Below are 24,412 nucleotides of genomic sequence, written 5' to 3'. Positions count from 1 at the left end.
TTTATAAATATACATTTCCCTTGTAAATTATGAATTTTTTTACAATAATAAAATGCAAATTATAGCTCCAAGAGAAATACCTAGGGTTTTAAACATTTTCCCCTCTCTCATTTCTTTTCTTGTCCCCACTTGTATTTGCTCTTCTATATTTTTCCTACAAAGTTTTAATACATTTTTATGTGCTTCAATATCCCATTGTCCTAGGCTTTTTGATAACTGAATTATAATATTTTTATCTTTTTTATCTAAGCTCAACTTGTCTTCCTCTTCTTCTAAAGCATTTATTAATGAATCATGAATATCATTAAATTCAGTACTAATTAAATTCTCATGAGCCTTTTTAAACACCATGGATAAAGGACTCTCTAACTCATTGCTTACTTTTAAAAATGCATCTGGTAGTTCAGTATAGGTATAGGTAATTTCATTTTCTAATATCATTACAGCTTTTTCTAATTCCTTTAATTCAAAAACTCTTGTGCTTAAAGTCTTAGAATATCTAAATCCTAAAGTAGTACATCCTCCAAAAATCATTAAACATCCAAAAATCTTAATCATTGTTACACCTCTATATAAGTTTTCTCTATAAAATCGTAAATATATTCTATATTTCCAGTACCAATTTTATTGTTTAAAACTATGGCACGATGAAAAACTTTATTATCTAAAATATCTTTAAAAACTGCCCTTCTGTATAAATCCTCTACACCTTTTCCATGTATAGTTGTAATTATTCCAACGCCACAGTTTAGTGCCATAATAATACTCTCCATATCCTCTTTTGTACCAATTTCATCACATATAACTACTTCTGGAGACATGCTTCTTATAGCCATCATTATTCCATAACTTTTTGGACAACCATCTAAAATATCAGTTCTTAGTCCTACATTCATTTGAGGAACACCCTTATAACATGCCGCTATTTCACTTCTTTCATCTACAATACAAAGCTTTATTCCATTAAAGTTCATTTCTTCTATACCATTTGATATATTTCTTCCTATATCTCTAATAAGAGTGGTTTTTCCACATTTAGGAGGAGATATTATTATGGTATTTAATAGAGTATTTTCTTTCAAAATGTATTTTAAAACTTTACGTGAACACCCTTCTATATCCTTTGAAATTCTTATATTAATAGACCCAATATCTTTCATTGTCTTTATTTTATTATTTTCAATTACGCAATTACCACATATACCTATTCTGTGTCCACCTTCGATTGTAATGTACCCCTGCTTAAGCTCCTCCTCAAATGCATAAATGGAATAATTACTAATCTTTCTAATTAAATAATCTAAATCTTCTCTTTTAACAATATAATCACTGATTACCTCTTGCATATTTTTTATGTAAATCAAATTTTTGCCTGATCTAATCCTTATTTCTTGTATGTCCGTATTTTCTTTTCCATTCTCTAGCTCCTGTTTTAATCTTAAGGGAAGAATATCTAAAACCCTTTTAATATGGATCATTCTACTCATCCTTTCTATAAAACTTCTTATTAATAAAAATATTATTTAATAAATAGTATTTTTATTACAAAAAATAAAAAAATTATATAAGTTATTTTTATTAAACTTATATAACCTCCACTGACTTCTGATAGTTCAGCTACATAATAAATAATATCTAATACTCTTATGTTAAATATTAAATCCACAAAATCTTATTCTATATCCTCAATTAGCTTTTTACTTTCATAGCTTACACCAAATCATCATTTTTCATCTTTGATCCAGCATTAGTCTGCTTCTATTACTCCATACTTTTTTACATAACCCAAATAATGTTTCAAATCTTGTATTATTTCTTCATAATCAGTACACATATTAACATAAGTGTTAAAGATTCCTACTCCAATCCATACAATAAATTCACATAGAGTAAGTATTCCATCATCACCATAATCATAATCAAGTGATAAAAGGTGCCCATCCTTTTTTATATTTATTGATATATAACTTTTATATCCACGAACTAAATTTTCACTTTTTATGGGTTCTAAAATGGGTTTAGAATTTTTATCTAACCTACAAAACTCATACTCTATATAGCAGTCGAATTTCTTAAACTCCTTATCTAACGAATCTATAATAGGTTTAAGATATTCCATCTGACTTTCCTCAAAATTTATTATATCTTCTTTACTTAATTCACTAAGCTTTTTCCTTATCATTTAACTAAATTCTCATTTCATAAATTTGTCATACAATTTAATAACTCCATATTCTTTTAATAATCAGTAACATTCCTCTAATTCTCATACGATATGGTAAGTTTATTCTTGAAAATACATATAAGTCTTTTATTATATATAGCCTTCCTAATTAAAATTAACATCACCATCTGAAATGCCTCTTAACGAAATTTTCCTATCAACTTTAATACCTCCTGACAATTTAGTAATTTAAACTATTTACTATTCATTTTTGAAAAATCTAATAATGCTTGATTTAAGAAAATATCTATGTTCTTAAAATGATACATAGAATATTCTGTTTCTCCTGTTTTAAAAAACTTTGGTATATTATCTGCATAAGAAGCATCATTACCTATTACAGTTATATTTTTATCCTTTAACTCTCTTTTAGACCACCAGCTTAACCTTCTACAATTACTATACATTCTCCCTAAAACTATATCCTCATGATCATCCAATGGTATATACTCTAAATACCTACCTTCCGTCCCAAAATATTGCTTTAATTATGGATGTATATGGATGTGTGGCATTCTCTGCATTAAGTCTAGACATAATCCAGTCACTAATAGTCAGTGGCTTAGTTGGTATAACACTACAATGATTTACCTCATCAATTTTAGCATGTACTGTACCTGTTACATTTACTGCTTGTATAGTTGTAACAACATATTTCTCTGTTCTTATTCCAGAATCATTTTATTTAAATGGTAACTAATTTACGTACAGCAGCCATGTATCTAACTAAAATAGTTACTACTTTAAACTATATGCCGTTAATTGGTATCACCATTGCAGTTAACCAAAAGTTTATTAAATTATTTACTAGACATTACTATACATAAACTTTTGCTAAACTGTATATGTTATAACTAATATCTTAAAACTAAGCATAAAAAAACTGTTTCAAAATAAGCTTTTAATTATTTTGAAACAGTTTAAATAAAATATTCTATATAATTATGAATAATCCTATGTTATATTAGCTATTTTAATGCACCTCACTAGCCCTCCGGTTTGTTTACATTCTGCTATCATATTATTTATAAATCTTTATATTTTTTAAAGTTCTCTTTTAAATTTCTGTATCCACTAGTATATTCTATTTGGGGATATTTTAAAACTAGCTTGCTTAATACATCCTCTACACCTTCTATACATCCCTTCTTAAATGCATCATATCCTATAACATTATTTTTAGACATAGGCACTTTATCTGGTAATGAATATACTAGTTTTTCTCCATCATACCAAATCCCTTCTTTTTTATACCAGGTATTATCATCAATCTTAGTTAGCACTACATGTTTACCTTTTTTTTCAAATACAAGTGCAACCCCAATTTGAAGTTCAGGATCTGTATACAATACTTTTCCTTCTTTATTTAATTCATATGGTAAGCTTATAAGTTGTTCAATAAATACATATAATGGCCCATAAAGCCCTGTACCTAAACGTAACTTTGGATCTAAGCATTCTTCTTTAAAAAAATTGTTATCGTTTATTTTAATATATACATTAGTCCATGGATTATATAATAGATTTCCATTATCAAAATCTTCAGCCATGTCCTCATAAAATTCTGGTTCTAAAATTATCTTAAACTCTTCTTTATTCATTATCTATATCCTCCTATTATTGGATATCCAGTTCTTATATATCCCGTATCTGCATCATATGCTACTTTTACCAAATAAAATTCTCCTATACCTATATGGATTCTTTATTCCTACCGTATCCTTTAAAACTCCTTCTAAGGATATAAGTTTTGCCCAATCACCATACTTGTAAGTTACACTTCTTTTTCTGATTTATCTGTTAATGTTATTATATCATTTTGGACGTTTCTTATATAGAAATACTCTTCACCATTTATATCTTTCCCTGTTCTTATTCAAAAACTATTATATTGGATGATATATTTTTATTGTTTCCACTTATAGATTTTAACTATATTCCATTCTCCCATTGAACTTCCCCCAATTATTTTACTATATTAAGCCATATTATATAATTTTATGTTTGTAGAAATATAGTTTATCTTATCGTAAGACTACTTATATCTAGAATATAAGTAATATTTTCATATACAATTATAAAATATACTATCCTAACTTTTTCCTAAATAAAAACACTTCTAAGAATGTGCAATCATTCTTAGAAGTAAAAATATACTTAAATTAAAATTATCTTATTTAATTCAAAGTTCTAATAACTTTAAATGATTAAGAATTAATTTTAACATTCTTTTCATATAAAATATTAATAAGTATAATTTAGATTATTGACTATTCATTTTAGAAAAATTTAATAATGCCTCATTTAAAAAAATATCTATATTCTCAAAATGATACATTGGACATCCTGTTTTAAAAAACTCTGGTATAGTATTTTCATAAGAAGGATCATTTCCTATTACAGTTATATTTTTATCCTTTAACTCTCTTTTAGACCACCAACTTAACATTCCACGATTATTATACATTCCTCCAGATACTATATCTTCATCACCTACCCAATTATATAGACCAAATATTATACTATCTTGAAAATATTCATCTTGTTTTACTACAGAAATAGGGTCTCTTATCACTTCTAAAACTCTAAGTAATACATATTTCCCATAATACTTTTCTCCTTTTATACTTTCGTGATTTAACTGATAGGATATCAGATCTCCAGGCTTCCAAGGAGATATTATTACAGTTGGTTTTCTTACTTTCTTTCTCTCTGGCATAGGAGTTAATAAAGTTTCCTTTAAATTCTTTAATACCTTTTTACGTTTTTCGTAATCTTTTTCTGCCCCTTTTATATTCCACCTCTCTAAGTCGTCCCCAATATCTATAAACTTTATAGCAGCGTCTCTTATATCCTCCGTTAATCTTCCTTTTTTCCATTGTGCTAAAGCTAAAGCAAACCAAAATATTGGTTCATCCTCTGTTCCTTCACATTCATCAAAATAATACATATTAAATATTATAGATGTAGCTTCTTCATCGGTAGCTCCCACTGATAATAAACTGTTATATTCACTTCTTATATCATCTGCCGTATCATCTGAAAAAATCGCTGTTCCCCATGCTCCCATTGAACTTCCCCCTATTGTATTTGTTATGTTTTCTACGCTCATTTATATTATTTTATTTCATAATTTTAATTTATTTTACTATAGTATTAATTTATAATTAATATGATTATAAAAGACAACATCCTAAACCTTTCCTAAAAATAAGAGAAAAACAATTAATTTTAACTGTTTTTCTCTATTTAAGCTTTATATCATTGTAACTATATTAAATTACTAATCTACAAAATATGCTGGTTGAAAATATACGTTTTTTATATTATTTTCTACTAAAATTTTATATAATTTATTTGAAATAATTAATCTTTTAAACTTATTGGGTGAACTACCAAACCAATTTTTAGTATAACAAATATCAAGTTCTTTCCACGTTTCCCTATTAAAATTTAGAAGGGTTTTACATACAAAATACTCATATTCTCCACACTTATGACATAGTTGTCCCTTTTTTATAATAGACGGCTCTATAACCTCTCCAATGCCTTCCTGCAATATCAAGTGATAGAACCCATTAATTATCTTATTTTCTTTCCCTATCTGATAAATAGGCTCATATTCTACTCCAGAAATATTTTCTTTTTCAAATAAAAGTTTTACTTTTTCTGATACAATAGTTTCTATATCCCCAACATATGTTGACATAATATCACGCTTTTTCATTTTTTTATAATCAACATGAAGCTTTGTCCTATATAATGATAATTTGTTTGTTCCACATTTATAACATTTGTTATCTTTTAAATCACTTACATAAGAATCCTTTGCATCATCATCTGTCCAAAACAAAAAGATCTCATATTTTTCCAATTCTTTTTTACTAAAACTATATTGTCTCCTAAAAATATAGCTATAAATATTATTTTCCTGTAAAAATGTAATTAAATCCTTATAGTCTTTTGAATAAGTATAAAAATTATAAGCTACTAATTTTCCATTTTCACTATCTTCTGTATCATAAACATAATATGCTTGCCACTGAAGTAACATTTCTTTATAAACCTGTGGTACATATATCCATACCTTTTCTTTCAATTTTAATTCACCTCTACTATTTTTCCATTGTATATCTTATGGCTTCCTTAAGCGGTTCTAACAAATCTTTAAACTCATCAATACTATTATAAAATCTTATTAACCCCTCTTGTATTTGCTGCTTATCGTAAATATACTGTATGGTTTTACCTGTATATCCTTTCTTAGGAGCAAGCCATCCACCTTCAAATTTATGTATGGCTGCATGTAATTCTCTGTGTATTTGTGGTGCCAGTTCAACAAGTTTTTGTGCAACTGCTCCACCTAAGTATTTAGGATATGTATGATGTCCATGTGTTGTTTTTTTTATTTTTCTAGGTTTTTTATATTTTTTAGGTGGTTTCCTATTGCTTCCTCCTCTTCTAATACCACCACCATTTATATTGGTTTTACCAGTTACTCCCCCCTTACTAGAAATTTTTGATGAAGAACTACCAGAACTTGAATGTGAATAATAATTATATATTGTATAACCTAAAAAACAAGTTGTTAATATCAGTGCTCCTGCAATAACTACTGTTGATGATAATACTGCTCCAACTGCTGCTATTGCTCCTCCCGTAAGTTCCCCAAAACACCTAAGTGCTAAAGGAAAATTCCCACTTGAATCCTCCATATTTACCGGATTATTCATACAATAAGCAAATACATTATGAGATAATAGTACTCCAATCTTTCCACCTAGTGAATCCATATTAATAAATCTTCCAAAATTAGTATTATAATATCTTGTACTTAAATAATAAAATCCTGTTTCTATATCATATCTATATCCTCTATACCTATATGGATTTTTTATTCCTACGGTATCTTTTAAAGTCCCTTCCACAGATATCAGTTTTCCCCAGGTATCATAGTTATAAGTTACTACTTCTTTTCCTGATTTATCTGTTAATGCTATTATATCATTTTGAGCGTTTCTTATATAGAAATACTCTTCACTATTTAGGGTCATACTTACTAAGTGGTTTGATGCATCGTAGTTGTAATATATGCTGTCTTTTACTTTACCTGTGGAATCTAGAGTTTCTTCATAGGCTACATCTGAACCATTTAAGTGATATTTTGTGACTTCTCCATTTACACTTTTCTCTGTTCTTATTCCAGAATCATTGTACTTGTATGATATATTTTTATTGTTTCCACTTATAGATTTTAACTGTCTTCCATGCTGCCATGTGAACTTATATCCATCATAACTTAGTGGGTTTCCTATGGCATCATAGGTTATTTCTTTTCCATCAAAGCTTGTTAGCTTGTCTTTCCAATTAGAATCTCCATATTCATAATTATATGTTTTTATTTCTTTTCCTAATTTTTGAGAACCTACATACTCATATTCTATTTTTGAAGTAATATTGCCACCAACATCATAATTATAAACTATAGTTTTTCCTAAAGGTTCATTATCTTCTCTTATAACTTCATTTAGAGAGTTATAGTGATACTTTATTAACTTTCCTTCTGATTTTATGGTTTCTATGTTTCCATTTTTATCGTAGGTATAAAGTATCTCCTTGTTATTGTTTTTCATACTACTAATTCTGTTAGTTTGAGAACCTTTGTAACCTGCCTCAAAGGTAAATGTAGTATTTAAACTTGTTTTTCCTGTATTTACTTCATTTTTAGTTATTCTTCCTATACTATCATAGTTATTTAACACCTTACTTCCACTTGGAAGTGTAGTATCTTTAACCCTATTGTCTTTATCATAGGAGTATGATGTGGTATAGACTTTTCCATTTATTCTTTCTATTATTTTGCTCTTATTATTGTTCTTATCGTAATCTGTAGTAAAGTAATTTCCTTTTGAATCTTCAACCTTTACTAATCTATCGGCTACATCATAAATATACCTATAATTCACGCCATTTTCAAGGTCTTCTTTGTAACCTAAATTACCATTAGCATCATGCTCATACCTATATTTTAACTGCCCATTAAATCTTTTTCCTATAACGGCATCTGTACCATCATAGTCAAGACTTGTTTTATGTCCATTACCATAGGTAGATTCTAATAGTTTTCCAGTTCTAGCTTCGTATTTATTATTTATAAGTTGTTGTTTACCTACATTTACTGAGGTTGTATTACCAAAAACATCATAATTAAATATATAGCTAAACCCATTATGACTTACAGTTTTAATATTGTCATTTTCATAAGTGTAATTGTTGGTTACTTTTATGTTTTGAGACTTTATATCTTTCTTTTGCTTAAGTGTTCCTATTTCTTCTACACTTAAATTTTTATTAGAGTATACGAATCTTTCAAGATAACCTTCTAATATCTGTGTTCCCTTTGCATTACTTCCTATTGATGTAATTCCACCTGAAAAATCTTCTACATCCTTTACCTTTGCCTCGTAATTTTTATCATCTAGGTACAGGCTAAATTTATATTCATCTCCAAGCTTTTTCCAGTTAACTAGGACAAAATGCCAGTTGTCCTTTTTAATTTGATCCTTATTTACTGTTATAATATTTTTAATCTGCTTATTTTTATCTTTTACAGAAAGTTGAAGATTATTTTCTTTATCTAAATAAAGACTAAATAGGGACTTTTCTTCTTTTTCTGTAGATATTATTGTTTTAGAGTCATTCTTGTTGCCTGCTAGCTTAAAGAAACTAGAAAAAGCACCTTCTTCATCATTTATATTAAAGTTATACTTAAGACTTGTCCCCCCTGATCTTCTGTTATCAGTATATGGGGTTGGGAAAGGCTTCTCTTCTAACTGTACACCATCAAATCTAACCAATTCCTTATCTTTAACATTACTTCTAAGAACAGCTCTAACTTTTTTAGTTCCCTTTGGCACATTAAATTCTTTTGATATTCTGCACCATTTATTCTCTACGATATCTTGCATGTGTATTTTATAAGAGCCACCTATTTCATTTCCACTATTATCATAACAAACTACACTAAGCCCTGGTGTGGCATTTCCTATTCGTTTTGCATAAGCACTTAGACTAAGAATTTTTTCCTCAGTTGTTACACTTGGATATTCCACATACTGATATGCTATAGCATTGGTTATACTTCCATCAGTCTTTCCATCACTATCATAGCATTCTAACGAATATTTACCTACTGCACCATCTTGTACTAGTCTCCACTTTCCAGTAGATTTATTCCAATCAGTTAATGCCCACTCACTAGTAGTATTTTCAAAAGAGGAATTCTTACTTAGTAAGTTATATGTTGACTGGAAGGCCCCCATGCTCATATCACCTTTAAGGTCTCTCTCAAAAGTGACACTTTGGCTTTCTATAGGTTGTATTCCACTATTATTATTTAGATTATGGTTAAATGGAATTTGTACTAAACTCTCATTTTTAATATCCTTATCTACACTTATAACTCTATCTAGATTATCATATTTATAATTAGTTTCATTACCTTTAGAATCTATGGACTTATTTAATAATCCCTTTGTTTCATTCCAATCGTAACCTATCTTATTACCACTACTGTCTGTCATAGACTTCATATAGTTTCCATTTGCAGTGTATTCCGCAGAGGATTCCATAAATAAACCTGAACCAGATACTTTTGATGTAAGAGGATTTCCTTTACTGTCATAAGTGAAAGAATAAACTACATTTTCTGATGTAGTAGCTTTTGTAACATTACGCTTACCATCATACTCATACTTAAATTCATTTCCCTTTGGATCGATAGACTTTACTAGATCATTATTACCGTTATATTCAAACTTACTTTTTTGCTTCGATAGGTCTTCGACAGAAATAACATTTCCTTTTGAATCATAGGTATAGCTTTGCCCAAACTCTTCTTTAAATAATTGTATATCACTAAAGTGTGCAGTGTTGGCATTTAAATAATATAATCCATAAACCGTTATTCTATCATAATCATGCTTTGCTACAACCTTTTCAGATACAAATTGCCATTGTGATGAATCTTGATTAAATGGCACAACAGTCCACTGATATTCATTAGATCCTTTTTTCTTAATACCTACATCTAGGGCAAAGTATCTTTGTGAATGTGTAGGAACGGAATCCGATTTTCCCCAACCACTTACTACAAATGTATCTCCTTTTTTACCAGATGCTGATACAACTTGTCCTATATTTTTATTTTTAGTGGCATTTCCATTTACTTTAAATGTCTTTCTTCCCTCAAAAACTTCGTATTTATCTCCTGAGTCACATTCTGCTGCCTTAGTCCAATATAAAGGTTTGTCTCCTGAGGTATACATAAAGTTAGCATTCTCAAGCATATTATATCTATTTGCTATGCTTCCCTCTTCTAGTTGAAATGAATCAATGTAAGCTATACCAGTTTCAGACATAATCCCAGCCCTAGCTAAAACTTGATTTGAAGCTGAATCTTTTGGCAGTGTAAATTTAACTTCCAACCTATCCCAATCATTACTTCCAGAAATAAATCTTGACTCTACGGTTTCCCAACTTCCTTTGTTATTCTGATAATTTACAAATACGCCTGCTCCTTTTGAATTTTTATTACTTATATTTTTGCTTTTAACATAGGCCGATAGCGTATATGTCTTTCCTTTTTCCAAGTTTAAACTTTGACTATAGAATTGCCTTGATTTATCATTAGTTTTATTAATTTTTAAACTTTTATTTCCTAAATATTTATCTTCTGATGTTACATCTGCTGATCCACTTGATCCTGTCCATGAGTCTTTTGTCCATTCTGTATTATTAAGTTCAATATTATGATTTTTTAAATAATTCTTAGTGGTTTTTTGTAATTTTGATTCTAATTCTAGTTTATTTTTATTATTTTCCTTGTCAAAATACTTGTAATATTCAGCACTCCCATCAGTATCCTTAACAGAAACTGTATTTCCAAGATTATTAAATTGATATATATGACTTCTACCCTTTACATCTTTAAAGGTGGTTTGATTAAATCCATAAACTAAAGATAATTCTCCACCTAAGGTTCCATTTGAATGTTTTTCTAATACCTTTTTTACTCTATTAGGTTTACTTCCATAATACTCATACTGCATTTGATAGCCATCATAATTAGTTACAAGCTTTAATGTATTATCACTATTGTATTCATATAATGTATACTTACCATCTGGATATGTAATTTTACTTAATTTAATACCACTATACGTAAATGATGTTCTTCGTCCTGCTGGATCTGTTATTCCTACAAGATATCCATTAGATAGCACATCGAATTTTATCTGTTTTCCTGCTCCATCAGTTATGGATCTTACTTTGGTACCACCATAGTTAATTGTTAACTTATTATTATTCTTATCCTTAACTATATAAAGATAACCCCATTTAGTAAATGTTAAAGTATTATCATCTTTATCCTTTATCTCATAACTTCCATCAGAATTTATTTTAAATTTAAGGTCTAATCCTGAATCTTCCTTATAAATTTTTTCTTTATCATCATATTTAAAATGGTGTTTTGTACCGTCTGAATCGGTATATTCATACCATCGTTTTCCTTCTATAATCTTAGGTTCTATTGTTTGGTAATAATTAAGTCTCCAGCCTAGTCCAAAACCTATACTTTTATCTTTTTCATTACTATTATATACATGAGAAATAGATGCAGGCATTAAGTTGCCATTGGTACTTAAATCATTATGGGTAAAAACTAAATTCCCATTATAATCATTAACATGTCCTGTTCCTGCTCTACCCACTTCTTGAGAATGATAACTCCAGTAATCCTCTAAACCCGAATTATTAACATAATAAAATACGACTTGAGGTCTTATACCTTTAAAATCCTTGTGTATATCGGAGGATAAAAATTCTGTATATCCACTACTTTCATTATTGTTTTTAAGCATTAGCCCATAATTATTCCCGGAATTATACCATTCCTTTGCTATAGCCGTTATATCCCAATGAAATATTGATCCAACTTTTCCTTTTACAATTGCGTAGTCCTCTATCTTGCTACTGAAGTTAGGTTTTCTATTCCAAGTAATACTTTTAGAATCCCAATTTCCTAAGACCTTATGAACATTTATTTGAGTATTATTATTTTGATCTGAAAATAACAATGAGTAGAGTTTTGCATCTATAATCATATCAGCAGACGATATTTGTGGTAACTCAAACTTTAAAAAACTTCTTGTTGTTTTAGAGTATTTACCATTCCCCACTCCTAGGCGGTCTGCTTCTCTATAGTTTTGGGTTGGAAGTCCTGATGCAACGAAAGCATCTTGTATTTTTTTCACATCTAAGGAGCTTCTCACTGGTGGATCTATCTTTACTGGATATGCCCTTTTAGGTGCATTTAACCATTCCTTATTAGGTTTTATAACTAGTTCTTGTACACCATCTTCCTTTTCTATACACTGTACATCAATATCCTTGCTTAATTCCCCTTGATTATCTATCATATAAGGAACTTCCATGGTGAAAACTTCTTTACCATCGGTATTATCAAAAAATAAAATTTCCTTATTTTCATTAATATTGACTTTTAAGTTTTTAGTATATAGTATGTACCTAAATTCTGGGTTTTCTATAGGATTATTTAATATTATATTTTCCTTTAAAAAGTCAGATTTAATTTCAAGTTCCATATCTACATTAGGATATACATCCTTAAATTCAACTATGGAATTTAAATTTTCTAAGGTCTTTTTCTTCTCATTGTCAACTATGACTTCTTTAATCTCTTCTTTCTCTTTATTAGTTGCACTTTTAAATTTTTCTTCTGTATTTACTGTATCTTCTGCCTGTTTTTCGATATCGTTATCAATTTCTTTTTCCTTAAAAGGCTTTATATTGTATTTAGATTCACTTGCATTATAAACGCCCCAAGAAACTTCGTATTTTCCTTTTTGAATCTTTACTATTTTTTTAGCATTAGCTCTTTTAGCAATCCTAACTTTAAAATCATTATCTTTATTTTCTAGTACATTATTATGCTCATCTATTATTTCAGGTTCTACCCCTTCTTTAGCCCTTAAACCTATTTTATTATCTTTTTCTGAACTTTTAGATTTAACCCGTTCATTTTTTTTATTATTCTTTATTTCCTCTTGACTTTTATTATCCTCCTCTTGCTTTAAATCCTTATCTTGTTCTACTGTATTAATGCTCTTATTATCCTTATTTTCACCTTTCTTTTCTTCTTGTTTTATATCTACCTTTTCTTCTAAAATTTTATCTTTATTATTATTTTCTTCTTGTATCTTTTCCTTCTATGATTCTTTTAAAGTGTTATCATCTATTACTTCTTTTTCTTCAGGCTTTTGTGTTCCTTTAAACTCCTCATCTTTTGATTCAACTAAAGAGTTATCAATTTCTTTCCACTTTCCATCCTCTTTATAATGGACAGCATCTGGATATACAACGGCCTCATAGGTGGAATCTTCTTTTAAAAAGTGCTTGATATTCTTCTCCCTTTTTTCTTCTTCTTCTTTTACAATCTTAGATTCTTTTACTTCTTCTACTACTTCCTTTTCTTCGTATTTGCTAGAACTGTTCTCTACGGCTAAAACTTTTACTGGAAGCATTGTGGCTAGAAATGTAACTATAAGTGTGCTAGCTATGGTTTTCTTCATTTTTAGCATGTTTGTATCTCCTTTCTACATTTTCTGTACTATTATATAAAAGTTATAATGTAGAAGTCCCGAAAACTTTGTCATAAAAATCCACGTTTATTAACAATATATTTACATTTTTTTCACTCTTAATTAATATTTTTTAATTCAATAAAAAAATAAACCATCTCCAGCATGATATTTCACTCTGCTAAAGATAGTTTATTCGTTATACGTATCCGTATAGTCCCCTCATGGATACTTCTCCAGAGATTATTTCTTCTATTTCCCCATTTTTATATTCTACTATTAATGCACCTTCATTGCTTATATCTAAGGCTTTTACTCTCTTTTTCTTATCTCTTTCTATGATTTCTACTTCTTTTCCTAAAAGTATGGAGTTTTCTCTACAAATTTTAATACAATCTTTTATAGAATTTGTGTTTATGAATTCTTCATAGTATTTTTCAAAGTTGTTTAAGATTCTTCCTAGTAATTCTTTTTTATGAAGTATTGTACACTCCTAAATTTCTTAAGATTACCAATATACCAGGCGCATAAAAATAAAAAGTGCGAATATATCGCACTTTTTATAGTTAAATTAAACTCTTTCCATGTACTCGCCACTTCTAGTATCAATTCTTATATAATCTAATTCATTTACGAATAAAGGTACTTGAACAACTGCTCCTGTTTCAACCTTAGCTGGTTTCATAGCATTAGTAGCTGTATTACCTTTCATTCCTGGTTCACATTCTATTATTTGAAGCTCAACAAAGTTTGGTGCTTCAACTGAGAATGCTTCACCTTTGAAAAATTTAATAATTACTTTCATATTTTCTTTTAGGAATTTTATAGCTCCTTCAACCTTTGCGTAGTCCAATGGAATTTGCTCATATGTTTCTTGATCCATAAAGTAATATAAAGATCCATCATTATATAAATATTCCATTTCCTTTCTTTCAACTACTGCTTCTTGAAGTTTAGCTGTTGGATTATAAGTTTTTTCAACTGCGCTTCCTGTAATAACATTTTTAATTTTAGTTCTTACAAAAGCTGCTCCTTTTCCTGGTTTAACATGAAGGAAATCTACAACTGTAAACACTTGTCCATCCTCTTCAAATGTGGTTCCTTTTCTTAAATCTCCTGCTGATATCATTAAATATCCCTCCAAAATGAGTTTTATTTTTATAAAATTACCAATTTTGGTTTTTAAAAATTACATTTTAAATTTTACTACATAAATAGTATAAATACAAATAATTTATTGGCTAAAAATTAGTTTAGTAGTATTTATTAGATTTATGTGCCTACCAAAAAACATTTTATCAAAATTAGGTCATATTTGCAAATTATATTTAAATATTCTCCTTCCTTCGCGAAAATATTATTATATAAAGAAATTATATTTTATTATCCTGTAAAATCACTATTACTATTATTAGCCATTATAATAAGTATTATTCTGTCTTATTAAAATGAATTTGTTATTGTATATTTTTATACAAGATTTATCCTCTCTAAATACATTATTACGTATTTTATATCGAAAAATTATATTCTCACCAGATATTAATATATTCTCATCCTTATTTTCCAATAAACTCTTTCCGTTATTTTCCTTCAAAAAATTTTTTAACTCTTCTTCTGAAATATGTTTTATTTCTTCTTTTAAAATTTTGTCTAGTTTAGTTTTTAAATCCTCTTTTTTATCTAATATAGAACTTTCTTTCTTAAGAGCTTTAAAAGAATTTAAAGAATACAAATATTCCTCATATCGAAAGCTCAACATATAAATGCTTATTAAAAATATTATAGATGAAATTACTAAAGTATATACTGATATATATCCTTTTTTTGTATGTGTAAATTTTATATCTGAATGCATCTTTCTAATTTTTCGCCTCCTATTAAACCCACACTTATATATAAATTTTCTCTTTTTCTAAGTACCTTGAAATACTCCACATTCTTTAAAATTGTATTAACTCCCTTTTCTCCATATGTATTTTGAGTTATTATAACAAGTCTTTTAGATTGTTTTTCTATAATTTTAACTTTATTATCTTTACAACCCATAATTATACTATTAGAGTTAATCTTTAAGCTTTTCATTTCAGTACTTATCTCTTGCTTCATAAACTCTAAGGACTCTTTTAAGGTAATTTCTTCCCTATGTTTTCTTTTAAAAAAATTATAATTCCTATTCTCTCTTATAAAAAAATTGCCTAATAAAACTGTAAGCATTAAAATTAATGATATGCTAACAACAACTTCAATTAGAGTCATCCCTTTTTTCATTTAACTTTCCTTTCAAAAAATTATAGTTGATTGGATCAATTGCTTTGTCATATTTATAACTACACTGAACAAATATTCCCTTTTGGTTATTTTTAAAATTCACCTTAATAAATGGAGTATCTAATGGTTCTTCTATACTCAATACACCTATACCCTTATTAAAAATACTATCTACTTTCAATTCTTCATTATTTATATAATAAGTTTCTTCATTCATTGCTTCTATATCCTCATAGGAATATTCTGTTAGTATTAAATTCCTTAAAGTTTCTATACTACTTTTAAAATTCTGAAATGCAACTTCCCTTTTTCTTAATTGAGAAGAAGAGATTTTTAAATTTAATACAGAAAAAGCTATTATAAAAAATATTGAAATACTTATTACTACTTCCATTAAAGTAAAACCTTTATTCTTTGATCTTTCCATAATCCGTATAAACATTGTAGGTTATTTTTTTAAATTCTCCTTTATTATTTTTTAATACTAAAGTTAATCCATTATCTAAAGCACCGGAACTTTTAACAATTATTCTTTTGGTGTTTATATAAATATTCTTTGGATATTTCACTTTTTTATATAAATCTCCGTTTAAATATAAATTTAAAGAATTATCATTCCTAATGTAATTTACAACACCGCTTTTGTCTTGTGACTTACAAATGATCTTGCTATTATTTACAAAATCTAAAGTTATTTCTGCATAGTAATCTAACTCTTTTTTCTCCTTTAAGCTAAGATAATATTTAATAGAAGGAAAAGATATACATATAATAATACCCATAATGCATAATACCGTAATTAATTCTATTAAAGTAAATCCCTTTTTCCTCATTGTATTTTCTCCATCATATCTATTACGGGTATTATAGTGCTATATATAATATTAAATATAACAAGTCCAAGTAAAATTATCATAAGAGGTTGTATTCCCTTTAAAATCATATTTATGTTACTTTTTAGTTGTTCTTCCTTTAAAAAAGCTATATTTTTGAAGGTTTCCTCTAATTGACCGGACTCCTCCCCTGTAAGTAGTAAATTTAAATCCTCCGTATTAAAAAGTTCTGAACTATCTAATGAAGTAAATAAACTTTTCCCATTTTCTATATCTTCAGTAACCCTATCTAACTTTCCACTTATTATATAATCTTTTTGAACTAATTTGTTAATTTCTATTCCTTCTTTTAAAGTAATACCATTACAAAGTGTTACATATAAAGAATTAAAAAAATTCATACTAAAACTATCTAAATATATACTATTAAGTAGTGGGGTTTTGTTTAATATAATATACTTGATTTTTTTATTATTAGTAAAAAGATAAACTGCAAAAACTAAAATAATAGCACTTACAATGGCAATATATATTCCATAATTTTTTAAAACTCTATTTAATTCCATTATTCTGTTTATACTCTTTGTACTCTCAACTGAAATATTTTGCATTAATCCATAGATTTGAGGAATAAAATACATTATAACTAGAAAGGAAATTACAAGACTTAATATAAGTATAGTCACAGGATACGATATAGCATTAATCATTTCTTTCTTACTTTTATTTTTCCAACTATAGTAATTCCATAATTCTTTAAAAGTCTCCTCAAGCCTACCCGTTTCTTCCCCTACCTTTAAAATATTAAGCATATAACTTGGTATCTTTTTCGTAGACTTAAAACTTAGATAAATACTTTTTCCTGAGTGTAGGGAATAAATACTTTCATTTATAAATTTCCTAACTTTTCTATTTAATCCTTTTTGCTTGCTTATGGCATGTAAAACCTTATCAAAGTTATAGCCACAATGTAAATATAAATAAATAGATCTATTTAAATTCTTAAGTTCTTTATATGATAATTCTTTATTAAACATTTTTCACTCCTATAAAATAACTTTATATATTTCTTCAAGTGTGGTAATTCCCTGTAAAAGTAATCTAAGAGAATATTCCTTAATGGAAATTAATCCATTATCCATGCAAAAATTTCTAAAGCCTGATAAGTCCTTGTTATTACTTATATATTTCTTGTGCTCTTCTCTTAACTCTAATATTTCATAGGTTACCGTTCTCCCAATATACCCAGTATTATGACAGTAATCACACCCTATGCCTCTATATAATTTTGTTCCACTTTTTAACCCTAAATCCTCATATACTTTTTCTTGGACATAGTACTCATGTTTACAATAAGGGCATATTTTTCTTACTAATCTTTGGGATAGAATCATGGATACAGTATCTAAAATTATGTATGCTGGTATATTCATGTCTAAGAGTCTTGTAATAACACTAGTTGAATCATAGGTATGTACAGTAGATAAAACTAAATGACCTGTTATAGCTGCTCTTAGTGCGATTTGTGCAGTTTCTTCATCCCTTATTTCTCCAACCATTATTACATCGGGATCCTGCCTTAAGATACTCTTTAAAGCTGTAGAAAAATTTAAACCTGCTTTTTCATTTAAAGCAACTTGAGTAACTTCTTCCAGCCTATATTCTACTGGATCTTCTATAGTAACTATATTTTTCTCATGCTTTTTCATAGAGTTTATTAATGCCTTTAAGGTGGTGCTTTTCCCACTTCCTGTTGGACCTGCAGATAGAATAATTCCGCTGTTTTTATTTAATATTTTTTGAAACTTATCAACCTGCATATGGAAACCTAAATCCTGTAATTTTATTTCTTTTTCTGGATTTAAAATTCTAATTACAAGCTTTTCGCCATATATGTTTGGCATTGTAGATATTCTTAAATTATACTGTGAATTTTCATATGTATATGTCATATTGCCATCTTGGGGTATGAATTTTTTAGATATATCCATATTAGATTTGACTTTTACTATAGAGAGTAGTTCTTCATAATTACTTTTAAGTATTCTCGTATATTTTACTATTACACCATCTATTCTAAATCTTATTTGCACAAAATCTTTACTTGGTTCTAAATGTATATCACTTGCTCTTTTTAATATAGCTTTATCTAAAGTATCTTTTAAAAGCAAATTTCCTTCCTTAAACTCCTCTACATTTTGTCTTTTACAATTCTTTAACCTAGATTCCATCTCCTTAAATTTAGATTCATAAGATGATAATCCTATATAAAATGGTACTAATTTCAAATTGAACATTTTTTTATACTTAGATATAGTAGTATTTTTTAAAATCTCATAGGTTAATACATATAATTTTTTCTCTTCTTTTTTAAGCGGAATTATTCCATCTTCCTTTAACTCTTCTAAATTGAACTCTTTTAACAATTGCATATTTATATTGTAACCTTCATTATAAACCTTATTTTCATTAACTTTATTGTTAATTATCTTTAGTATATTATCTTTTGATAATATACTTCTTGTTTCCCGCTTTTTTAAAACCTTTTGTGGAAAAATTTCCATCTCCTCCTAAACAACTCTATTTATCCCCAATTATATCCATATACTATATAAATATACATATATTAAATTTAATTCTAAAATCTTGCTGCTTAAATAAGTTCTAAATAAAAAAACTGCTAATAAACGTATTTATCAGCAGTTTAAGCATTTTAAATAAAACTTCATTTTTATAGTTTTATAATACCTTCAAAAACTGTATTAGCTTTTCCCCTCATATATGCTTCACCATTCTTTAAGGTTACTAATAACTCACCTCCAGGTACAACTACCTTAACCCTATCCTTTAATAGACCAATATTATGTCCTACAATAACAGATGCACAACTTCCCGTACCACAAGCTAAAGTTGCTCCAGCTCCTCTTTCCCATGTTTTAACCTTTATATTATGTTCATCTATCTTTTCGCAAAAGTTAACATTAGTTCCCGTTGGGAAAAGTTCATATCCCTCTATTTTTGAACCCTCTTCTATATTGACTTTATCAAGAGATGTATATATTACAGTATGAGGAACTCCCATATGAAGTGAGGATATACTATATTGTTTTGAACCTATAACTAACTCTTTTTCTATAATTTCATTTTCTCCAGTAACCGGAACTTTTTCTGGTGCAAAACTCCAAGTTCCCATATTAATTTCTACCTCTGACAACTTGTTATTTTCTATAAATAAAGTTGCATATTTTATTCCATCATCAGTTTCTATTTTAATAGGATTTTCTCTTACTATATTTTTATCCCAAACATATTTTGCAAAACATCTTATTCCATTACCACACATGGTAGCATGAGAACCATCTGCATTATAAATTACCATTCTAATATGAGCTACCTTACTTTCTCCTATAAAAATTACACCATCTGCTCCTATGCCAAAATTCCTATCGCAAAGTTTTTTTGTAAACACACTTTCATTATTTATATCATGATTTTTATCATATATCATAACAAAGTCATTACCTAGGCCTTCCATCTTAGTAAAGGTAATTTCTCTCATAGAATCTCCTCCTCTAAATTGATGATTCTTTTATATTATAGTATAATCTTAATTATTACATTAATATTATAATAGAATGATTTAATATAATCTAGTAAGTTTTTAAATTTACTTGAAAGGATGATAATATGCCTTTAGATGGAATTTACTTAAATAGTATAAAAAATGAACTCTCTGATTTAATGATAAATTGTAAAATCGACAAAATAAATCAGCCTGAAAAAGATGAAATTCATCTAACTTTTAATAAGAATAGGAAAAATCACAGATTACTTATTAGCTCTAATGCCAGTTACCCTAGAATACATATAACAAAAAATTCTAAGAGTAATCCTATATCACCACCTATGTTTTGTATGGTACTTAGAAAATATTTAACTAATAGTAGAGTTATTTCTATAGAACAAATAGGTTTAGATAGAATTTTAAAAATTAATTTTGAAAGTACCGATGAACTTGGATTTAATAGCATTTACTCTCTTATTATCGAGATTATGGGTAGGCACAGTAATATAACCCTAGTTAGAGAAAGAGATAATGTAATAATGGACAGTATAAAACATATAACTCCGGAGGTAAATTCTTATAGAAGTTTATATACCGGACTTAAGTATGTATCACCCCCTAAAAATGATAAACTAAACTTATTAAGACTAAACTACGATTCCTTCAAAGAATACACTCGAAATAAAGAATTTAATGAAAACTTTTTCTCAATAATTTTTGAAGGGGTAAGTAAAACCTTATCAAAAGCTATGTTTTCTGATTTTAATAAAGAGTTTGATGATTTAACCCTAAAAAACCTATATACATTTTTAGAAAACTTTAAAAACAAAATATTTAAAAGAAATTATTCATATACTCTATATTCTAAGGAAAAATCTTTAAAAGATTTCTACTGTTTTTCTTTAGGCAATCTTTCAGCTTTAGATACAACTAATTTCGAATCTTCTTCTGAGCTTTTAGATTACTTTTATTTTGAAAAAGATAAACAAAATAGACTAAATTCAAAAAGCTCTGATTTACAAAAACTTGTTTTAAATAACATTGAAAGATGCGAGAAAAAGTTAGATGTCCTTAATAAAACCTTAAATGATTGTAAAGAAAAAGATGATTTTAACTTAAAGGGGGAATTGCTAACAGCTAATATATACGCTATTAGTAAGGGTATGAAAAGTATAAAAGTTCAAAATTATTATTTAGATACTTTAGATGAGGTAGAAATCAAATTAGACAGTAATTTAACGCCTTCTGAAAATGTTCAATGGTACTATAAAAAATATAATAAATTAAAGAAATCTGAACAAATGGCATTAATACACATTGAAAATACAAAAGAGGAAATAACATACTTAAATTCTGTTTTAAATAATATTTATAATATAGAAAGTGCCGATGAGATTTCAGAAATTAGAAATGAACTTGTAGAGGCTTCTTATATTAAGTTTTCTAAAAAGAACTCTAAAAAAGATAAGAAATCAAAGCCATACCATTTTATTTCTACAGATGGTAATGATATATATGTAGGTAAAAATAATTTACAAAACGATTACTTAACTTTAAAATTTGCTCATAAAAATGATATCTGGCTTCATTCAAAGAACATTCCTGGTTCACATGTCATAATAAAAAACCAAGGTAGTATAAGTGAACAAACCTTATTAGAAGCAGCAAATTTAGCAGCTTATTATAGTAAAGGTAGAGAATCTACTAAAATTGAAATTGATTATACTGAAGTTAAAAATGTAAAAAAACCTAGTGGTGCAAAACCTGGTATGGTAATTTATTATACAAATAAAACTTTAGTTATAGACCCTGTAAAACCTTCTTTAAATAAAGCATAATAAAATAAAAGCCCGTCCCATATTTTCATAGGATGAGCTTTTATTTATTTCTATATTATTCTTCAGAAGCACCCATTTCAGGTAAAATTAAATTTAGTATAATTCCTACTAAAGTGGCCAAAGCTACTCCAGTTACTTTTATATTTACACTTCCTACTGGTATATCAAGTTGTGCTCCCCCGATTCCTAAAACTATTATTACGGAACATAAAATTAAATTTTTCTTTTTGCTAAAATCAACTTTATCCTCAACAAAAACTCTAAAACCGGAAGAAGCTATGATTCCAAATAGCATTATACTTACTCCACCCATAACTGGTAGAGGAATATTTTTTAATATAGCTGTAACTTTCCCTATCATAGATAGTATAACTGCTAAGACACCTGCACCACCAATTACCCAAACACTGTATATTCTAGTTATAGCCATTACGCCTACATTTTCTCCATAGGTAGTGTTGGGAGGTGCACCTATAATCCCAGCAAAACATGTGGCAAGTCCATCACCTAATATAGATCTATGTAGACCTGGTTCTTTAGTAAAATCTCTCCCTACTATGTTATTTGTAACATAAACATGTCCAATATGTTCTGCTAAGGTTACAAAAGAAACTGGAACCATTAAAATTACAGCATTCCAATTCCATTTCGGTAGAGTGAATTGTGGAATTGCAAACCATGGTGCATTTAAAATTTCTTTTATGCTAGCTTCTGGTATAGCTCCTATGATTAGAGCTGATACGTATCCTGTAACCATAGCTATTAATATAGGAATGACACCTAAAAATCCTTTAAAATACATTGTTCCTACTATTCCTGTCCCTAACGTTACTAAACATACTATAATCCATTTATATCTTGGAATTTGAAGCAATATATGGCTCATATTTTCTTTTGAAAAGTATGAAGGATTTAATCCTGCCCAGTTAATAGCAACCCCAGCTAAAGATAGTCCTATTACTATAACCACAGATCCTACCACCGAAGAAGGTAAAAGCTTATTTAACCAATTTACGCCTATGTATTTAATTATTATTGCGACTATTACATACACAAGGCCTGATGCAATTATTCCAGAAAGCATGGAATTTACACCATAAAGACTAGATGCTAACTGCATAGGAAAAATAAATGCAAATGATGAACCAACGTAAGCTGGAAGTTTAGCCTTTGTACATAATATATATATTAGTGTCCCAACCCCACTACCAAATAAAGCCATTGAAGGGCTTAATCCTGTAAGCATAGGAACTAATATTGTAGCACCAATCATTGCAAATAGATGCTGAAAACTTAAAGGTAAAGTCTTAAGTATAGGTAATTTTTCTTCTACATCAATATAATTTTTCATAAGGTATCCTCCCTTTTATAGTCTCGCAGGACTAAATTAAAAGTTTTAACTTTTATTGTTTATTATAAATTTTTATTATTTATCATAAATTTTTATTGAATCTATATTATCAAATTCTAATATCTCTACAGATACTAATTCCTTCTGTGAAGTTGGAATATTTTTGCCTATATAGTCTGGTCTTATTGGCAATTCTCTATGTCCTCTATCTACCAGTACAGCTAGTTGAATCATTCTTGGTCTACCGTTATCAATAATGGCATCCATAGCTGCCCTTACAGTTCTTCCAGTGTATATAACATCATCTATAAGAACTACTACTTTTCCCTTTACTTCTGCCCCTAAATCGTATTTATTTAAAGTAGGTTGCTCTGATAGTTCTGATAAATCATCTCTATATAAGGTAATATCAACAGAACCTACAGGAACTTTTACATCTTCAATTTTTTCTATAAGATTTGCAATTCTTGTTGCAAGAGGAGCACCTCTTCTTTTTATTCCTATAAGAACTAAGTTTTCCACACCCTTATTTTTTTCTATTATTTCATGAGCAATTCTAGTTAATGTTCTATTTATTCCCTTTTGATCTAAAATTTCTGCTTTAAGAGTCATTTTATACCTCCTTATATTAAAAATACCTTGATTCCAAAGGAATCAAGGTATAAAT

At 28.0% G+C, this 24,412-nt stretch carries 21 protein-coding genes; 1 reads left to right on the top strand and 20 read right to left on the bottom strand.

Annotation, left to right across the window (positions count from 1 at the left end; genetic code table 11):
- Window positions 1-39: 39 nt before the first annotated feature.
- From spoIIIAB to dapF, 18 genes are all read right to left on the bottom strand, one after another.
- On the bottom strand, window positions 40-558 hold the full coding sequence (spoIIIAB, locus tag FGL08_RS05760; RefSeq protein WP_138209875.1) for a stage III sporulation protein SpoIIIAB: 519 nt from the start codon (window positions 556-558) through the stop codon (window positions 40-42).
- 2 nt (window positions 559-560) lie between these two features.
- A complete protein-coding gene (gene spoIIIAA, locus FGL08_RS05755; protein ID WP_138209874.1) occupies window positions 561-1,478 on the bottom strand; it encodes a stage III sporulation protein AA in 918 nt (305 codons plus the stop codon).
- Window positions 1,479-1,747: 269 nt separating this feature from the next.
- A complete protein-coding gene (locus tag FGL08_RS05750) occupies window positions 1,748-2,182 on the bottom strand; it encodes a hypothetical protein (RefSeq protein WP_138209873.1) in 435 nt (144 codons plus the stop codon).
- 236 nt (window positions 2,183-2,418) lie between these two features.
- Entirely contained in the window at window positions 2,419-2,664 is a 246-nt protein-coding gene (locus FGL08_RS05745) for a hypothetical protein (protein ID WP_138209872.1), read from the bottom strand.
- Window positions 2,665-3,249: 585 nt separating this feature from the next.
- Window positions 3,250-3,825, bottom strand: coding sequence for a hypothetical protein (locus FGL08_RS05740; RefSeq protein ID WP_138209871.1), 576 nt, complete (start codon window positions 3,823-3,825; stop codon window positions 3,250-3,252).
- A gap of 662 nt (window positions 3,826-4,487) precedes the next feature.
- Window positions 4,488-5,294, bottom strand: a complete 807-nt coding sequence (locus FGL08_RS05735; RefSeq protein ID WP_138209870.1) for a hypothetical protein — start codon at window positions 5,292-5,294, stop codon at window positions 4,488-4,490.
- 213 nt (window positions 5,295-5,507) lie between these two features.
- Window positions 5,508-6,323 carry a hypothetical protein gene (locus FGL08_RS13475; protein ID WP_179951325.1) on the bottom strand — a complete coding sequence of 272 codons (816 nt, stop codon included), beginning with the start codon at window positions 6,321-6,323 and terminating at the stop codon, window positions 5,508-5,510.
- A 16-nt stretch (window positions 6,324-6,339) separates the two neighbouring features.
- The gene (locus tag FGL08_RS05725; RefSeq protein WP_138209869.1) at window positions 6,340-12,891 is read right to left on the bottom strand and encodes a DNRLRE domain-containing protein; all 6,552 of its coding nucleotides are present in this window, start codon (window positions 12,889-12,891) and stop codon (window positions 6,340-6,342) included.
- Window positions 12,892-13,515: 624 nt separating this feature from the next.
- Window positions 13,516-13,887, bottom strand: a complete 372-nt coding sequence (locus FGL08_RS05720) for a hypothetical protein (protein ID WP_138209177.1) — start codon at window positions 13,885-13,887, stop codon at window positions 13,516-13,518.
- Between the two features lie 199 nt (window positions 13,888-14,086).
- The gene (locus FGL08_RS13750) at window positions 14,087-14,254 is read right to left on the bottom strand and encodes a biotin protein ligase-related protein (protein WP_423244912.1); all 168 of its coding nucleotides are present in this window, start codon (window positions 14,252-14,254) and stop codon (window positions 14,087-14,089) included.
- 204 nt (window positions 14,255-14,458) lie between these two features.
- Window positions 14,459-15,016, bottom strand: a complete 558-nt coding sequence (efp, locus tag FGL08_RS05710; RefSeq protein WP_138209868.1) for an elongation factor P — start codon at window positions 15,014-15,016, stop codon at window positions 14,459-14,461.
- A gap of 282 nt (window positions 15,017-15,298) precedes the next feature.
- Window positions 15,299-15,622, bottom strand: a complete 324-nt coding sequence (locus tag FGL08_RS05705) for a hypothetical protein (RefSeq protein WP_138209867.1) — start codon at window positions 15,620-15,622, stop codon at window positions 15,299-15,301.
- A gap of 107 nt (window positions 15,623-15,729) precedes the next feature.
- On the bottom strand, window positions 15,730-16,158 hold the full coding sequence (locus FGL08_RS05700; RefSeq protein ID WP_138209866.1) for a prepilin-type N-terminal cleavage/methylation domain-containing protein: 429 nt from the start codon (window positions 16,156-16,158) through the stop codon (window positions 15,730-15,732).
- Window positions 16,133-16,552, bottom strand: a complete 420-nt coding sequence (locus FGL08_RS05695; RefSeq protein ID WP_171011986.1) for a hypothetical protein — start codon at window positions 16,550-16,552, stop codon at window positions 16,133-16,135. The genes FGL08_RS05700 and FGL08_RS05695 overlap by 26 nt, the downstream gene beginning before the upstream one ends.
- Window positions 16,553-16,565: 13 nt before the next feature.
- Window positions 16,566-16,991 carry a pilus assembly FimT family protein gene (locus FGL08_RS05690; protein ID WP_138209864.1) on the bottom strand — a complete coding sequence of 142 codons (426 nt, stop codon included), beginning with the start codon at window positions 16,989-16,991 and terminating at the stop codon, window positions 16,566-16,568.
- Window positions 16,988-18,028 carry a type II secretion system F family protein gene (locus FGL08_RS05685; protein WP_138209863.1) on the bottom strand — a complete coding sequence of 347 codons (1,041 nt, stop codon included), beginning with the start codon at window positions 18,026-18,028 and terminating at the stop codon, window positions 16,988-16,990. The genes FGL08_RS05690 and FGL08_RS05685 overlap by 4 nt, the downstream gene beginning before the upstream one ends.
- Before the next feature lie 9 nt (window positions 18,029-18,037).
- Window positions 18,038-19,555: a GspE/PulE family protein gene (locus tag FGL08_RS05680; RefSeq protein WP_138209862.1), complete on the bottom strand. Its 1,518-nt coding sequence runs from the start codon at window positions 19,553-19,555 to the stop codon at window positions 18,038-18,040.
- A gap of 167 nt (window positions 19,556-19,722) precedes the next feature.
- Window positions 19,723-20,541: a diaminopimelate epimerase gene (gene dapF / locus FGL08_RS05675; protein ID WP_138211279.1), complete on the bottom strand. Its 819-nt coding sequence runs from the start codon at window positions 20,539-20,541 to the stop codon at window positions 19,723-19,725.
- 137 nt (window positions 20,542-20,678) lie between these two features.
- Between dapF and FGL08_RS05670 the strand changes: the two genes are divergently transcribed.
- Entirely contained in the window at window positions 20,679-22,394 is a 1,716-nt protein-coding gene (locus FGL08_RS05670) for an Rqc2 family fibronectin-binding protein (RefSeq protein ID WP_138209861.1), read from the top strand.
- A gap of 55 nt (window positions 22,395-22,449) precedes the next feature.
- On the opposite strand, the gene uraA is transcribed toward FGL08_RS05670, so the two are convergent.
- Together uraA and pyrR are read right to left on the bottom strand one after the other, a co-directional pair.
- A complete protein-coding gene (gene uraA / locus FGL08_RS05665) occupies window positions 22,450-23,745 on the bottom strand; it encodes a uracil permease (RefSeq protein WP_138209860.1) in 1,296 nt (431 codons plus the stop codon).
- A gap of 75 nt (window positions 23,746-23,820) precedes the next feature.
- Entirely contained in the window at window positions 23,821-24,357 is a 537-nt protein-coding gene (pyrR, locus tag FGL08_RS05660) for a bifunctional pyr operon transcriptional regulator/uracil phosphoribosyltransferase PyrR (protein WP_138209859.1), read from the bottom strand.
- Window positions 24,358-24,412: the final 55 nt, after the last annotated feature.

This window comes from Hathewaya histolytica (assembly GCF_901482605.1).
GTDB classification, from domain to species: domain Bacteria; phylum Bacillota; class Clostridia; order Clostridiales; family Clostridiaceae; genus Hathewaya; species Hathewaya histolytica.
Note: the sequence above shows the minus strand (reverse complement) of the source record. Positions and strands in the feature narration are given on the sequence as shown.

What these genes read in the sequence shown, in the direction of transcription:
- spoIIIAB (WP_138209875.1), bottom strand. Translation starts at nt 558, where the DNA reads ATGATTAAGATTTTTGGATGTTTAATGATTTTTGGAGGATGTACTACT.
- spoIIIAA (WP_138209874.1), bottom strand. Translation starts at nt 1,478, where the DNA reads ATGATCCATATTAAAAGGGTTTTAGATATTCTTCCCTTAAGATTAAAA.
- FGL08_RS05750 (WP_138209873.1), bottom strand. Translation starts at nt 2,182, where the DNA reads ATGATAAGGAAAAAGCTTAGTGAATTAAGTAAAGAAGATATAATAAAT.
- FGL08_RS05740 (WP_138209871.1), bottom strand. Translation starts at nt 3,825, where the DNA reads ATGAATAAAGAAGAGTTTAAGATAATTTTAGAACCAGAATTTTATGAG.
- FGL08_RS05735 (WP_138209870.1), bottom strand. Translation starts at nt 5,294, where the DNA reads ATGGGAGCATGGGGAACAGCGATTTTTTCAGATGATACGGCAGATGAT.
- FGL08_RS05725 (WP_138209869.1), bottom strand. Translation starts at nt 12,891, where the DNA reads ATGGAACTTGAAATTAAATCTGACTTTTTAAAGGAAAATATAATATTA.
- FGL08_RS05720 (WP_138209177.1), bottom strand. Translation starts at nt 13,887, where the DNA reads ATGCTAAAAATGAAGAAAACCATAGCTAGCACACTTATAGTTACATTT.
- efp (WP_138209868.1), bottom strand. Translation starts at nt 15,016, where the DNA reads ATGATATCAGCAGGAGATTTAAGAAAAGGAACCACATTTGAAGAGGAT.
- FGL08_RS05700 (WP_138209866.1), bottom strand. Translation starts at nt 16,158, where the DNA reads ATGAAAAAAGGGATGACTCTAATTGAAGTTGTTGTTAGCATATCATTA.
- FGL08_RS05695 (WP_171011986.1), bottom strand. Translation starts at nt 16,552, where the DNA reads ATGGAAGTAGTAATAAGTATTTCAATATTTTTTATAATAGCTTTTTCT.
- FGL08_RS05690 (WP_138209864.1), bottom strand. Translation starts at nt 16,991, where the DNA reads ATGAGGAAAAAGGGATTTACTTTAATAGAATTAATTACGGTATTATGC.
- FGL08_RS05685 (WP_138209863.1), bottom strand. Translation starts at nt 18,028, where the DNA reads ATGTTTAATAAAGAATTATCATATAAAGAACTTAAGAATTTAAATAGA.
- FGL08_RS05680 (WP_138209862.1), bottom strand. Translation starts at nt 19,555, where the DNA reads ATGGAAATTTTTCCACAAAAGGTTTTAAAAAAGCGGGAAACAAGAAGT.
- FGL08_RS05670 (WP_138209861.1), top strand. Translation starts at nt 20,679, where the DNA reads ATGCCTTTAGATGGAATTTACTTAAATAGTATAAAAAATGAACTCTCT.
- uraA (WP_138209860.1), bottom strand. Translation starts at nt 23,745, where the DNA reads ATGAAAAATTATATTGATGTAGAAGAAAAATTACCTATACTTAAGACT.
- pyrR (WP_138209859.1), bottom strand. Translation starts at nt 24,357, where the DNA reads ATGACTCTTAAAGCAGAAATTTTAGATCAAAAGGGAATAAATAGAACA.